Consider the following 14,110-nt stretch of genomic DNA (forward strand, 5'->3'; position numbering starts at 1 on the left):
TAAGGCGGTTGAACGCGCCTAATCCGCCGAATATCCTCTATTAATAACAAAAACCGGGGTTTCCATTACTCGTGTTCCCATGACTGAAGCGCCGCAAAGATAGCTTTTCCATGAGTGCGCAAGACAGATTCCGATGGATGGATGTCTTGGTCGCCTAGCCATGAACCTAACGCCCGGCTTACGTCTGCAATGGTATTGGGTTTGAAGTCGCCCCGATAATAGCGGCCTGCTATTTCAAGCGCTGCAGCCTCCCAATCAGCTATTGGCGGTCGCCCGCCTTGACTGGTCGCGGGATAAGATGGTGTCGGCAGCGCCGCGTCATCTTCGACATGGTTCGCAAGCAACCTTGGTTGGAAATCAATTTCCCACGCAGAAAACCATTCTTCTAAATAATTGCTCGCATTAGTGGGCGTTTCGGGCGGACAAACTGCCGTGCAGAAACGATTGTTAGCAAAAGCCCATTCATAAACGAGGCAATCGGTCATTTCGAGCTTTTCCAAATTGACGTGCGGGTTTGGCCATTCATGGTTGTCGAGTTGCTGGCGTTCATCGGCAATCAGATCCGCAAGGACTTGCCAACGGTTGGGTTTCAAAATCTCATTAGACCCTTCGAGCTGGTAGTGCTCGCCCCACTGATATTTTTGCCATCGAAAATAGCCGCGCGAAACCAACTCGCCGCGACATAATAGGCTGAGCACCGCCATTTGGGGGCGCGGTACTCCTTCCATCCCCAATCGATTCACCGCGTCATCGAGGCCCATGCTACAGAGAGATAAATTTCCATCGGGATCGTAAAACTCCCATTGCCACTGCCGGATTAGTTTCAGCGCAGCATCTGCTCTCGAATCGGGGGTATCCATGAACGCCTATGCCCCGCCTTCAGCTTTGCGCGCCACGCGCTTGTTCTTTGCCGCGCCCAGTCGTTCCAGCGGGTTCACAAGCGCTTCATAGCGCCCAAACAGATGCTCAACCCGGTCGCGGTCGGTGGCGAAGGGCGCGGGGCGGTAGAGGCGGTCCACGGCGCGATCCAGCGCGGTATGGGCGCTGCGCAGATCGGCAGGCATGGTGTCGGGATCATATAGGTCGGCAAGGCTGGACGTCGGATGCGCGGCGCGGGCATCGAGCACCGCCTGCGCCAGCGCCTCCACCTTGGAGCGCTGTGCTGGCGTGGTGTCAGGCCACGGAAAGGTGTTGTAAACTAGGCCCGGAGAATAGCTGAAGTCGCTTTTCAGGCGTCCCCCAACATGAGCAAGCCATGACATATGTGCGCGGCTGGTCAAAATTCCGAAATGCCACAATCCGGCACCTTCCATAACCAGCAGCTTGTTGCTGGGGATCGCAGGCGGCGTAACCCAGCCGATTGGCACATATTCGCGCCGTTCGGAACTAACCTCAGGCATTACCAAAAAGGGGGCATCTGGCACGACGGTCACATGATAGGCGGTGGGGTTGTCGGCCAGTTGATTTGCCAGCTTCCCCGTTCCCGTGGATCGGAGGTGACGCACGGCAGCAATTCGAGCTTTGACATGGGGCATTTCCCGAATTTCGGCTGGTGTCAAATCGGCGGTATGCAGAATCCATCGGCCTTCACCGTTGATGAACTCATAACCACCGAGAAAAGGCCGCATTGCCTTTGCAGCGCTTGGCTCCAAAGCTAGAAATTCGACGCGCTCGCTCGCATCAAATATGTATTTGCCCCCATCTACAGGCTTGGTGCCTACGCAAATACGGGGCGCGCCTTGCAACGATTGGCTAGCACGGTTCACCACCAAATGGCGATTTGCTACACCCTTCGCATCGAACAAATAGGCGGTTAGCGCCCCGTGGCGGCTTTCCACCGGGTCGCCTTTGATGTCGGGATAGCTGTATAGATGTTTTTCCGTTGGTTCGTGGTCACGGTGCGCCAGCCCCACAATCACCACATGCACTTGGGCCTTGCCCCGCGCTTCACTGCCCCAACTGAAGGTGCGATGGGCGAAGGCGATTTCCAGCCCGTGCCGGTCGAACAGGATCGGCCATAGCTGCGCCACCTGTTCCCCTTGGCAGATGGAATTGGTGGCAACGAAGGCAATGCGGATACAACGGTTGCCTTGCAGATATTGCCCCGCCTTGATGAACCACGCAGCCACATAGTCCAATCTGCTACTGTTTGCGCCGTATGCAGAAACAAGGCGAGTAAACTGCTCCTGTTGTGTTTCAGTGCGCCAGACGAACCCCACAAACGGCGGGTTGCCCATGATGTAGCTGCATTTTTCCGGCGGCAACAGCGCTGACCAGTCGGCCTCCAGCGCGTCGCCGTGCAGGATATGCGCGCTGTCCTTCAGCGGTATGCGTGCATAGTTCAGTCGGAACGCCTCATTGATCGCGTTATTGGCGATATGGTCCATCATCCACATGGCCACTTCGGCAATTCGCGCCGGAAACTCCTCAAATTCGATGCCGTAAAATTAATCGACCGTGACGCGCGACAACAGCGCGGCGTCGATTTGCTGGTCGCCATATTGCGCCTTCAGCGCCTCAAGCTCCAACCGCCGGATTTCGCGATAAGCGATGACCAGAAAATTGCCGCATCCGCAGGCCGGGTCGAAAAAGGTCAGTCGGCTCAACTTGTGCTGAAACTCGATCAGCGCCTTGTCCCGGCCGGTCCTGCGCGACCTGATAGTTGCAAGTTCGGCCTTCAAATCGTCCAGAAAGAGCGGTCCGATGACCTTCAGTATATTCGCCTCAGTGGTATAGTGTGCGCCCTTCGCTCGCCGCTCTTTGGCATCCATCACGGATTGGAAAAGCGAACCAAATATGGCGGGCGACACGCCGGACCAGTCATGCTGCGCCGCGTCCAGCAGATGCTCGCGCATGGATTGCGTGAAATGCGGCGTCCTAAGCCGACCAGCAAACAACCGGCCATTGACATAGGGGAAAGCATTTAATTCGGCCTGTAGCGTCGTCTGGCGGGCATCGTCGGAGGTATCGAGTACGTCGAACAGGTCATTGAGCACCCGGCCGGTATCGCTGCCATCGGGCTTGGTGTCATTTTCGACGAGCTGGAGAAAAATATCCTTTGGCTGGAATATGCCCGTGTCGTCGGCGAACAGGCAAAAAAGCAGCCGAACCAGCAGTTGCTCCAGATCGTGCCCGGTATATCCCGACACCTCCAGCGCATCGTGCAGCTTGCCCATCAATTCCGCCGCCTTGATGGTGACGCCCGCCTGCGTCTCAAAACTGACCTTTCGGCCAAGCATGAAATCGAAAGCAGTAATATGCTTGTGCAGGTCGCCCAGCCGGAATTTCAGTTCGGCTCGGGTTTCAAGGTCAAGCAAGACCCAGGATTGAAAATCGCAGGTCAGCACCCAGCGCGGTTGCTGCGTCGGGTGCAAACCCTCCACATAATCGAGCGCCTGCCCCTGCGCGCGGCCAAGGTCCAGATTGCTGCTTTTCTGTTCGACCAGCAATGTGCCCGGCCAAAACAGGTCGATAAAGCCGTGGCGGCTGTTCAGCAGCTTTACCCGCTGCTCATAAATCGCCACCTGCTTGCGCTTGATGCCGAATATCTCGAAAAATTCATTGTAAAAGGTCTGCGTCTGGCCGCGCTCATAATGCGCGTCTTTCCATTCGTCGCTGAATGCCTTGGCCCGCCGTTTGATTTCGTCCCAGCCTAAGCGCATTTGTCCCCCTTTGTTCGCAGGGGTCTATCGCCGTCCGGTCAATCCGCCAAGCCGCAAGATTTCATCCCGTTGCGCGGTCGGGAAAGGGCACAATGGCCGCGCCCTTGCGCAAAGTATCCAGATAGTCGCTCCACCATTGCGCCATTTCGACCCGTTCCTGCCAATGCGCTCCACGATGATAGGCGGCGCGCACCTTGTCCGTATCACCGTGCGCCAGCGCCCGTTCGATAGCGTCAGGATGCCACTTGCCGCTTTCGTTCAGCAATGTGGACGCCATCGCGCGAAAGCCGTGCGCGGTCATTTCGTCGCTGGCATAGCCCAGCCGCCGCAACCCCGCGTTGATGGTGTTTTCGCTCATAGGCCGGACGCGGGTGCGGATGGACGGGAACACATAGCCGCTTGGCCCTGTTACCGAATGCAGATCGCGCAGGATTGCTACCGATTGCTGCGAAAGCGGTACACGATGTGGCTTGCCCATTTTCATCTTGCCCGCCGGAATCGCCCATAGCGCGCCGTCCAGATCAATCTCGCTCCATTCGGCATGGCGCAGTTCGCCCGGTCGCACAAACACATGGGGGGCGAGTTGCATCGCTTGTTTGGTCAGCCCCTGACCCTCATAGCCGTCTATTGCGCGCAACAATTCGCCTACGCGCTTGGCGTCGGTGATTGCACCGTAATGCGTGACCGTGGGAGCGGTCAGCGCCCCGCGCAGGTCGCGCGTCGGGTCTGACCGTAGCCGCGCCGTTGCCACGGCATAGCGGAATACCATGCTGGCCAACTGCAATGTGCGCCGCGCGCTCTCCAGATTGCCCTTGGCCTCAATTTTGCGAACCGCCGCGAGCACGTCGGCAGGCTCGATTTCGGATATGGCCAGCCGACCGATGCTGCCACGTAAAAGTGACAACAAATATTCGCTGCGCGTCGCCGTTGCGGGGGACCAGCCCTTTTCCCCGTCACGCTTGCGCTTCGCGCAATATTCGTCGGCAATCGCCATGAACGTGTCCGCTGCCTCAATGCGCGACCGCACCTTATCGCGCTGCTTTTCGCGCGACGGGTCGATGCCCTTGGCAATCATCGCCCGCGCATCGTCGCGGCGCTTGCGGGCATCGCTCAGGGTCACGTCCGGATAGGTGCCAAAGCCCAGTTTCTTTTCGCGTCCGTCGATACGGTATTTCAGCCGCCACAGTTTGCCGCCGGACGGCTGGACCAACAGGAACAGGCCAAGCGCATCGGCCAGTTTGTAAGGCTTTGCGCGGGCCTTCGCGGTCCGGATCGCAATGTCGGTCAGTGCCATGTGTCACGCCACCTAGGTCCAAAGTGGCCCCCACGCTGGGGGCCATTCCCATCGGTCGCCGCGCGTGGCCCCCTCCATGGCCCCCGAAACTTGGCGACTATAGGTGAACACTACCGGCCGCTGGCGACCTGATAATGCGACAATACCGGGCTTTTCTGGGGTTTGTCCAGACAGATACGGTCAATGCTGAACAAGAAATTGGAGCGGGTAGCGGGAATCGAACCCGCCTAGCTAGCTTGGAAGGCTAGTGCATTACCACTATGCTATACCCGCATCCCCAAGGTCGGCGGCGATTGCCATTTTGCCCAACCTTCGTCAAGCGTCGCGTCACGCGCGTCATTGAGAACATCGTGGCAACATGCTAGGCTGCACCGGTGCAGAACGTCGCAGACCCCGCTCCAGACGACCCTGCGGACGCCCCCGTCCGCAAAATCATCCATGTCGACATGGACGCTTTCTACGCGTCGGTCGAACAGCGCGACGATCCGGCGCTGCGCGGCAAACCCGTCGCAGTTGGCGGGTCATCGCGGCGCGGCGTGGTTGCTGCCGCCAGTTACGAAGCGCGCAAGTTCGGGGTGCGATCGGCGATGCCCAGCATCACCGCCAAGCGCCAATGCCCCGACCTCATCTTCGTCCCCCCGCGCTTCGACGCCTATCGCGAAGTGTCGCACCAGATCCGCGCGATTTTCCACGACTATGCCGACGAGGTCGAGCCTCTGTCGCTCGACGAAGCCTATCTGGACGTCAGCGCCGACAAGGCGGGGCTGGGCAGCGCGACCGCGACCGCGAAGCTGATCCGTCGCCGCATCCGCGAAGAAACCGGCCTGACCGCCTCGGCCGGGGTTTCGTATAACAAGTTCATCGCCAAGTTGGCGTCCGATCAGAACAAACCCGATGGCATCACCGTCATCCCGCCCGGCAAGGGCGCCGATTTTGTCCAGACACTGTCGATCCGCCGCTTTCATGGCATCGGCCCGGTGACGTCGGCGAAGATGGAGGGGCTGGGCGTATTTTCGGGCGCCGACCTCGCGGGCAAGGACCCGCTGTGGCTGGCGGAGAATTTCGGCAACAGCGCCGAATGGCTGTTCAACCTTGCGCGCGGGATCGACCATCGCCGCGTCAAGTCGCACCGTCCGCTCAAATCGCTGGGCGGCGAGCGCACCTTCTTCAACGACCTGATCACAGACACCGAAATCCGTGAAGCGCTCGCTCATGTCTGCACCGTGGTGTGGGACCGCGCCGCCAAGAAGGGCGCGCGCGGGCGGACGGTGACGCTGAAGCTGCGCTACGCCGATTTCCGGACGATTACCCGTGCGAAGTCGGTTTCCTCACCCATTCTCGACGGAACCTCGCTGCTCGCCGCGGGCGAAGCGATCCTTCGCCCGCTGCTCCCCACCGAACAGGGCATCCGGCTGCTCGGACTGACGTTGAGCAAGTTCGAGGGCGAAGAGGATGACGAGGACGACGTCGCAGCGCCGGCCGACCTGCTGAGCCTTATTTAGCAGCGGTCGCCAGCGCCGGCGCCAAGCGCTTGATCGCCGCTTTCATCTTCGGCGACAGCGAAGCGAACGTGCATCGCATCAGCGTATCGTCCATCACCTGGATACCTTCGGGACTGGGCGCGCCGGTGCGCAAAATCATTCGGCCGGGGGCCAGCGACTTCACATGGAAATATCCGACACCCTCGGTTTCGCGGAGCTGCATGTTGGTGAAGCCATCCTTTCGCAGCGTGGTGCGGCCGATCTTCTCCAGCTCGGCGACCGGTCCCATGCTGCCGTTCGGTCCATAATAATAGACCGCACCCCACCGCGCACCGTCAAAAACATAGCCATTGGTGACGGTCGTGCATTTGCTGGTGGCGTTGATCCATAGCCCCTGCGCGATCGGCAGGCTGATTGGCTTCTGCGCCAGCGACGGCGACGCGTTCAGCAACAGCGCCGCAGCCAAGGACCATTTCAATCCGCGCATCGATACCCCCACTTCTGTCCGACCCGGCTTGAAGGTGATCCTGTTCGGCGGCGCAATCAACCCCTGTATTGTCAGTCCGCCAACGCGCTCAAACGCCGCTCTTTGGTCGCGGTAAAGCGAATATCCGGGTTGCGCTGGGTGATGTAGCCCACTTCCCACGCGTCTTTCGCCATGAAAACCGGCGCGCCGTCGCGGTCGGTGGCGCTGGCGCCGCGGTGTTCGGACTGGAACGCTTTCAGCTTTGCGGGATCGTCCGATGCGATCCAGCGCGCGGTTTCCCACGGCGACTGCTCCAGCTTCGCCTCAACCTTATATTCGGCGTCGAGCCGGCTGATCAACACTTCCAACTGCAGCTGGCCGACGACGCCGACGATCATGTTCGCGCCGATTTCGGGATAGAAGACCTGGATGATCCCCTCCTCCGCCATGTCATCTAGCGCCTTGCGCAATTTCTTGGTCTGGGTCGGATCGACCAGCGCGACGCGGCGCAGCAGTTCGGGGGCGAAATTCGGCAGCCCGGTGATCGTGATGTCGGTGCGTTCGGACAGCGTGTCGCCAACGCGCAGCGTGCCATGGTTCGGAATGCCGATGATGTCGCCCGGGAACGCTTCCTCGGCCATTTCGCGGTCCTGCGCCAGGAACAGCATCGGGCGGCTGATCGCGATCGCCTTGCCCGTACCGCCCTGAATCAATCGCATGCCGCGCTCGAATTTTCCCGAACACAGCCGCATGAACGCGATGCGGTCGCGGTGCGCGGGGTTCATATTAGCCTGCACCTTGAACACAAAACCGGTGACAGCGTCGTCGGTCGGATCGACGGGCGCGGGTTCGGCGGGCTGCGGCTGCGGCCCCGGTGCGTGGTTGGCCAGCGCGGTGAGCAAATCGACGATCCCGAATTCCTTGAGCGCCGATCCGAAATAGACCGGAGCCAGGTCGCCATTGCGGTACGCCGCCACGTCGAACGGCGCGTAACAGGCCGATGCCAGCTCGGTCTCTTCCTTGAGCAGCGCCAGCGCGCGATCCGACAACTCGGTGCCAAGCGCCGGATCGTCGAGCCCCGCCACCTTGGCGCGGTGGCCTTCGTACATGCGCGACGCCTCGCCGCCCGGCTTCATGATTGCCGGATCGACCAGGTCGTAAATCCCCTCAAACTGCCCGCCCATCCCGGCGGGCCAGTTCATCGGGCACACGTCGAGCGCGAGCCGCTCGGCAATCTCGTCGAGCAGTTCGAAAGGCGGCAATCCTTCGCGATCGACCTTGTTGATAAAGGCAATAATCGGCACTGACCGCAACCGGCACACCTCGAACAGCTTCAGCGTCTGCGGCTCGATGCCCTTCGCCGCGTCGATCACCATCACCGCGCTGTCGACCGCGGTCAGGGTGCGATAGGTATCCTCGCTGAAATCCTCGTGACCCGGGGTGTCGAGCAGGTTGAAGATCAGCCCGGCATGTTCAAAGGTCATCACCGACGACGTCACCGAAATCCCACGCTGCTGCTCGATCTTCATCCAGTCGGACCGGGCGCGCCGCGCTTGCCCGCGCGCCTTGACCTCGCCCGCGATATGGATCGCGCCGCCCGCGACGAGCAATTTCTCGGTCAGCGTCGTTTTACCCGCGTCGGGATGCGAGATGATGGCAAAGGTGCGGCGTTCGGGATGCTTCTGGGACATGGCGCGCGCCTAGCAGCGGCGCGGCGGCGTGGGAAGGGGCTGGCGCTGCGGCGTGGATCGGCGCACTATTGGCCGATGCGTACCATCCTGCTCGCCGCGGCGCTCGTCGTCTGCCCTGCCCATGCGCAAGATTCGTCCTTTGTCGGCGAATATAGTCTGGCCGAAGGTCCCGACGTCGGCGGCGGGCTGCTCATCCGCAATGACGGCCGCTTCCAATATATGCTCGCCGCGGGCGCGCTCGACGAACGCGCCGAGGGGCTTTGGAAAGCGCGCGGTGATATGGTCTGCCTGACCACCGATCCCAAACCGGTGCCGCCCGCGATGGAAAAGGGTCCGCTGATCGAGGTCGAAGGCCGCGTCCCCACCCTGCTCGTCACCTGGCCCAACGGCAGAGGCATCCCCGGGGTCGATTTCACGATTGGCTTCGACGGCGGCGATCGGTTGGAGGGTTACACCCAGGTCTATGGCTGGACGATGCCCGAGGAGGACAAACGCACCCCGCGCTGGATCGAGGTGCGCGAGTCCATCTACGACATCACCGCGCCGCGCTTCGAATTGACCGAAGCCAACGGCGGCAAGCTGCGCGTCATCATCGTGCCGAACGACATCGGCGTGGTAAATTTCGAAGGCGCCTGCGCCGAAAGGACCCAACGCGGCCTCACCCTGCATCGCGCCGAGGGCGAAATGCGGTTTGTGCGGTTGGGCGAGCAATAGCGGTGGCTTTGGGGTGGAAAACGGACTCGCCTACCGAATGAGGTGAAATGCGATTTTGGCGTCCAAAAGCGAAGTTGCGATTGTTGCGCCTGTAACGTCTGCCACCTCGTTTAGCGCGTTATCCACCGCATTGAGATCGGCGCTGCTAGAGGCAATCAGTTTGTAAACCTCGTGATCCATCACGCCTTTGTTTCGGTGATCACGAGCGACTTTCAGACCTTGAACATATTCGGGTTGCCGCATCAGTTTCGCTTTCAAAAATGTTCCATCCGGCCCGCTCACGCTTACGTTCGGATCGAAATCGACTACCCCCAATTCTTCCAAGATCGGTCGGCTGAAAGCTATCGGTAGAAACGCCAGCAATCTTCGTGCTTGCCCCTCATCAAATCCGCTCCGCCTCAAGGCAGCTACCTGTGCGTCTTCACCGGCATCCCACGCCTTAGCGATGACCTCGGCTGCGAGCACAATTTGCGCTTCAGGCATAGGTTTCGCTTTTCGCCAAGGTAGTTTCATCGGATGAATCTACCCGGCAGTCCAGAGGTCCGCAACTGGTCGAGAACGGACGCCCTCCATTTGCCGTCCGGGCCGCGCGAAATCGAGATGCCCCTCGACGTGCCCCGAAACCGACTGGTGTTAAAAGATCCCCTTCAAGAGCCCCGCCGGGTTTTTGCGCAGGGCCGCCTCTTCGCCCGCCATATAATGAAAAATGCCTTTCAACGCCTGTTCGGTCACCGATTTGGTCAGCCCGTCGCGCGTCAGCCCCGCCGACGCCATCAACGGATTGCCCTTCGACAACTGATCGAGCTGGCGATAGGCGCCGACATTCTCCAGCGCCGATCCGATCAACGGCGACACCTTGCCGAACAGCGTATCGCTCGCGCTGGTCTCCAAATAGCGCGTCGCCCCGTCATTCTTGCTCACCAGCGAAGGTGCGTCGGTCCAGCGCAGATTGCCGATCGCATCACGAAAAATCGGTTTCGCCTCGCCCGCCGCCTTGCCGCCGGCGTCGTTCAGGCTCTTGGTCAAACTGGTGGTCAGCCCCAATTTGTCGCCCACGCCGAACAGCTTCGACGCCAACTTGCCACCCGCGCCCGGCAACAAGATCCGTACCGCAGTATCGCGATAGAAAGCGCCCGGCTGCGATAATTTATCCAGCGCGCCGTCGGAGGCGTTACCGATCAAAGACTTGATGCCGCCGCCTGCCTTCGCCATTTTAGCGATCGCAAAGGGCGCCATCGCAAACGCCAGCAACCCTGCGGCCCCCGCCAAGAGCATCCGGCGCTGCATTTCGGTCTCATCCCGTTCCATGACACTCTCCTTGGCTTCGCTGCGATAGGCCACCAAACCTAGCAGCAAAGCCCTTCTCACCCAAGCGTTGGCGGGACGCGTCATCTTTACGACCCAGCCCGCGATAGTCGCATGCACCGATCCGCGATGAGCCAGCATCACATATTGCTTTGCAATGTCGATATTATTGATTATCAATATGGCTGTTATCGATTTTCAGGGAGAATCACGATGCTGCTGTGGAGTCGGCGCCTGCTTGCCGGGATGAATATTCTCAATTGGGCGATCGGACTGCTGCTGCTCGCGATGCTCGCGGCCACTTTCCTGCCCGTCATCAACGCGCGACTTAGCCTCGGCCTGTCGCACCGTTACCCGGATGCAGACATCGGTGTTGTGATCGCGCGGATGCAGATCGCACTGGCGCTCGTCGCGCCGGTCACGCTCGCGGCCCATGCCATTTTTACCCGGCTGATCGCTATGATCGACAGCGTCGCGGCGCATAACGCCTTTGTCGCCGCCAATGCGTCGCGCCTGCGCCAGATCGCGTGGGCTTTGCTGGTCACGCAAATCTGCGATCTCGTCTTTGGGGTGATGGGTGCGAAACTCTCCTCGGAAACCGGCGACTATTTCGGCTGGAGTTTCGGTTTGACCGGATGGCTTGCGGTCCTGTTGCTGTTCATCCTCGCGCGCATTTTCGATGAGGGTGCGGCGATGCGCGATGAACTTGAGCGGACGATCTGATGCCGGTCCGTATCAATCTCGACGAGCTGCTCTGGCAGCGACGCATGACGCTGACCGAGCTCAGTGAAAGCATCGATATCACGCTGGCCAATCTGTCGATCCTGAAAACGGGCAAGGCGCGGGCGATCCGCTTTTCGACGCTAGAGGCAATTTGCCGCGCGCTTGAGTGCCAGCCCGGCGACTTGATCGTCTTTGACCATGACACCGAAAACTCCGAACCGAAAGACCCCGACCATGAAGACTGATATTGCCGATATCTATCGCAGCGCCTGGGCCTTCGCCCTCGCCTGCCCGATCTTGTTCCTCATTCCGGCACTGGTCGAATTCGCCCAGCATGTCGTCGAATGGCAAGGCGGCATGTACGACGGCATCGCGGGGGCCAAGGCAGCGGAAGCCGACCCGCTGCGGCTGCAGTTCGGCTTTGCCAAGACTCTGGCGCTACTCCTCCCGAGCTATTGGTTCTCCCGCTATATCCTGTTCGGCCGCGATGCCGCCCGGGCAAGCCGCATCGAATGGCCGGCGATCGGCCTGTGGCTGACCCTGTTTGCGCTGCACGGGCTGGAGCAATGGTGGACGCTGTTCGGCCCGGCACTGACCGGTTTGATGGGATTGGCCGGCACCGCCGCGCAGTGGACCGGCTACACACTGATCCTGCTCGGTGTCGTCATCGGCGTATATTTCACCGCCTGGAATGTCGCGTGGTCCGCCGGCAACACCCGCATCGGACCGATCCGCTCGATCGGCATCATGAGGGGCCATTTCTGGCGTACGATTACGCTGATGATCGCCGGGGTCCTGCCGCTGATGATGGCGCATTATGCGCTCAGCTTTGGCGCCATCTTCGCGCCGGCGCTGCTCGACTGGCCGCTGCTGGTGATCGACGCCCTCGTCGTCGGCATGCTGGCGTTGACGATTGCGAGCAGCTCGACGATCGCGGCGCGGCACGCTGCGGCGACCAAGGGGGTCAGCCTGACGCCGGGTCCCAGTTAAGCCGCCATCCGCAACCGGTTCCGCCCCTCACGCTTGGCGGCGTACAGCGCCTTGTCGGCGCGCTGGAGCAGGTCTTCGATACTGGGTTCGCCGGCATAGATCGCCAAGCCGATGCTGACCGTGGTGTTCGGCAAATCACTGCCCTCGGCATCAACCTGGACCGCCTTGCGCACGCGCTCGGCGACCAGTTCCGCCGACATCGCGCTGCGCCCCTGCAGGATGCACACAAATTCCTCGCCGCCATACCGGCCCACCATATCATCGTCGCGCAGCGACGCTTTGGCGCGTTGACCGACCCACCGGATCACCTCGTCGCCGACAGCATGGCCGTGCACGTCGTTGATCTGTTTGAAATGGTCGATATCAAAAATGGCGACAGCCAACGGTGCGCCATCCTGTTCGGCACGCCGCAACGCCTGATCCATAAACGCCAGCGTATGGCGGCGGTTCGGCAGCCCGGTCAGCAAGTCGGTGTTGGCAATCCGCTCCGCCGCGCTGCGCGCCGCCTCCAGCACCCGGGCATTTTCGACCGTTTCGGTGACGTCCTGGACGGTTCCGAATATCCCGATCGCTTTGCCGCGGCGCCCCATTTCGATCGATCCGTGCGATTTGACGTGCCGGATTTCGCCGTCGGCGCGCATGATGCGGCCCTGGAATACAAAGGGCTCCCCCGACCGAACGGCGTCGGTCAAAACCTTCTGCACCGCCACCCGGTCCTCGGGCAAATATTGGGCGACACTGTAATCGACGTCGACCGGTATCCCGGGTTCCAGCCCGTGAACGCGATAGGTCTGGTCCGACCACTGGATCGTCCAGCGCACCAGATCGACGCGCCAATGGCCGACCAGCGCCGCTGCCTCTGCCTGCAACAGCCAGCGGTTGCTTTGCTCCAGTCGCTTGGCCAGCCGCCGCTGCACCACCAGCAGCGCCGCGAGCGGCAGCGCGATGAACAACATCGTCACCAAATAGAATTGCAGGAATAGCACCTCGACCTTCTGGCTTTCGTGCATCGCCGCGATCGGACCAAAGCCCTGCCCGGTCAGCAGCGACGCAATGATCGCGACGATCAACATCCCCGCTGCCGCGCCGAACGGCCCCAACCGATAAGAGGCAATGATCAATGCGACGCAGGGCAGGAACGTGACCGGAAATTCGGACTGCGAGAAGCAGGCGCCGGTTAGGAAGGCCGCCACGGTCAGCAGCGCGATGGCTTCGATTTTCATCGCCGTCGATGTGTTATGCAGCGCGTTCGAACCGACCATCCGCGCCAGCATCACGATCGGCGGGGTGACGATCAGCATCCCCAGCGCCACGGTCGTCATCCACGACAACAGGAAATCAAAACCTTTGCCCGTCAACACCGTGGCGATGACGGCACTCACCGCGCTGGCGGTCAGCGCCGCGATACAAAAGCGACCGACCGCACGCGGCACCATGAAAGACATTTCGTTCGGCTCATGGCGCCGCACCAGCCACAGCGCGATGGCCGCCTCGGCGGCGTTGGCGACGGTGTACGCCATCGCCGCCGTAGCCTGGATTCCTTCGGCCATGTTCGCGCCGACACTCGCCAACGCCATTGCGGCGAAGGCGGCAATCCGCGCTCGGACCGGCATCAACAACAGCAGCGCCAGGAAATAGCCGCTCGGCGGCCAGATGGCGGCAATATTATCCGCGCCCTTGGTCGCGTGAAGCGACAGGCTTGCCAGCAGGAAATAGCCCGTAGCGGTCAGCAGGAACCAGAAAACCGCCTCGACTCGGGGGGACATTGACCGGGTCATCGGCCC

12 protein-coding genes, 1 tRNA gene and 1 pseudogene are annotated in these 14,110 nt (G+C 60.9%); 5 read left to right on the forward strand and 9 right to left on the reverse strand.

Features of this window, described 5'->3' with window-relative positions:
- Nucleotides 1-65 precede the first annotated feature (65 nt).
- The 4 genes and pseudogenes from ACQY6T_RS07150 to ACQY6T_RS07165 form a co-directional block, all read right to left on the reverse strand.
- Nucleotides 66-860, reverse strand: coding sequence for a hypothetical protein (locus ACQY6T_RS07150; protein ID WP_428629861.1), 795 nt, complete (start codon nt 858-860; stop codon nt 66-68).
- 6 nt (nt 861-866) lie between these two features.
- Nucleotides 867-3,662: pseudogene (locus ACQY6T_RS07155) on the reverse strand (DNA methyltransferase).
- A gap of 61 nt (nt 3,663-3,723) precedes the next feature.
- Entirely contained in the window at nt 3,724-4,956 is a 1,233-nt protein-coding gene (locus tag ACQY6T_RS07160) for a tyrosine-type recombinase/integrase (RefSeq protein ID WP_428629862.1), read from the reverse strand.
- Nucleotides 4,957-5,155: 199 nt separating this feature from the next.
- Nucleotides 5,156-5,229, reverse strand: a tRNA-Gly gene (locus ACQY6T_RS07165).
- 101 nt (nt 5,230-5,330) lie between these two features.
- Here ACQY6T_RS07165 and dinB point away from each other — a divergent pair.
- Nucleotides 5,331-6,458, forward strand: a complete 1,128-nt coding sequence (gene dinB / locus ACQY6T_RS07170; protein ID WP_428629863.1) for a DNA polymerase IV — start codon at nt 5,331-5,333, stop codon at nt 6,456-6,458.
- On the opposite strand, the gene ACQY6T_RS07175 is transcribed toward dinB, so the two are convergent.
- Together ACQY6T_RS07175 and ACQY6T_RS07180 are read right to left on the reverse strand one after the other, a co-directional pair.
- Nucleotides 6,451-6,924, reverse strand: a complete 474-nt coding sequence (locus tag ACQY6T_RS07175) for a hypothetical protein (protein WP_428629865.1) — start codon at nt 6,922-6,924, stop codon at nt 6,451-6,453. The genes dinB and ACQY6T_RS07175 overlap by 8 nt on opposite strands.
- Nucleotides 6,925-6,995: 71 nt before the next feature.
- Nucleotides 6,996-8,594 carry a peptide chain release factor 3 gene (locus ACQY6T_RS07180; protein ID WP_428629866.1) on the reverse strand — a complete coding sequence of 533 codons (1,599 nt, stop codon included), beginning with the start codon at nt 8,592-8,594 and terminating at the stop codon, nt 6,996-6,998.
- A gap of 75 nt (nt 8,595-8,669) precedes the next feature.
- Here ACQY6T_RS07180 and ACQY6T_RS07185 point away from each other — a divergent pair, with 75 nt between their 5' ends.
- Nucleotides 8,670-9,308: a hypothetical protein gene (locus ACQY6T_RS07185; RefSeq protein ID WP_428629868.1), complete on the forward strand. Its 639-nt coding sequence runs from the start codon at nt 8,670-8,672 to the stop codon at nt 9,306-9,308.
- A 30-nt stretch (nt 9,309-9,338) separates the two neighbouring features.
- Here the strand turns inward: ACQY6T_RS07185 and ACQY6T_RS07190 are convergent, their stop codons facing one another.
- Together ACQY6T_RS07190 and ACQY6T_RS07195 are read right to left on the reverse strand one after the other, a co-directional pair.
- Entirely contained in the window at nt 9,339-9,821 is a 483-nt protein-coding gene (locus tag ACQY6T_RS07190; RefSeq protein ID WP_428629869.1) for a hypothetical protein, read from the reverse strand.
- A gap of 120 nt (nt 9,822-9,941) precedes the next feature.
- The gene (locus ACQY6T_RS07195) at nt 9,942-10,616 is read right to left on the reverse strand and encodes a DUF4197 domain-containing protein (RefSeq protein WP_428629871.1); all 675 of its coding nucleotides are present in this window, start codon (nt 10,614-10,616) and stop codon (nt 9,942-9,944) included.
- 210 nt (nt 10,617-10,826) lie between these two features.
- On the opposite strand from ACQY6T_RS07195, the gene ACQY6T_RS07200 reads away from it, so the two are divergent.
- From ACQY6T_RS07200 to ACQY6T_RS07210, 3 genes are read left to right on the forward strand one after another with little or no spacing between them, the layout of a single operon-like run.
- A complete protein-coding gene (locus tag ACQY6T_RS07200; RefSeq protein ID WP_428629873.1) occupies nt 10,827-11,336 on the forward strand; it encodes a DUF2975 domain-containing protein in 510 nt (169 codons plus the stop codon).
- A complete protein-coding gene (locus tag ACQY6T_RS07205) occupies nt 11,336-11,581 on the forward strand; it encodes a helix-turn-helix domain-containing protein (protein ID WP_428629875.1) in 246 nt (81 codons plus the stop codon). The genes ACQY6T_RS07200 and ACQY6T_RS07205 overlap by 1 nt, the downstream gene beginning before the upstream one ends.
- A complete protein-coding gene (locus ACQY6T_RS07210) occupies nt 11,571-12,326 on the forward strand; it encodes a hypothetical protein (RefSeq protein ID WP_428629876.1) in 756 nt (251 codons plus the stop codon). Before ACQY6T_RS07205 ends, ACQY6T_RS07210 begins: the two co-directional genes overlap by 11 nt.
- Here the strand turns inward: ACQY6T_RS07210 and ACQY6T_RS07215 are convergent.
- Entirely contained in the window at nt 12,323-14,092 is a 1,770-nt protein-coding gene (locus ACQY6T_RS07215) for a diguanylate cyclase (RefSeq protein ID WP_428629878.1), read from the reverse strand. The genes ACQY6T_RS07210 and ACQY6T_RS07215 overlap by 4 nt on opposite strands.
- Between the last annotated feature and the right edge of the window lie 18 nt (nt 14,093-14,110).

The sequence above is a fragment of the Sphingopyxis sp. genome, assembly GCF_965279725.1.
Classification (GTDB): Bacteria; Pseudomonadota; Alphaproteobacteria; order Sphingomonadales; family Sphingomonadaceae; genus Sphingopyxis.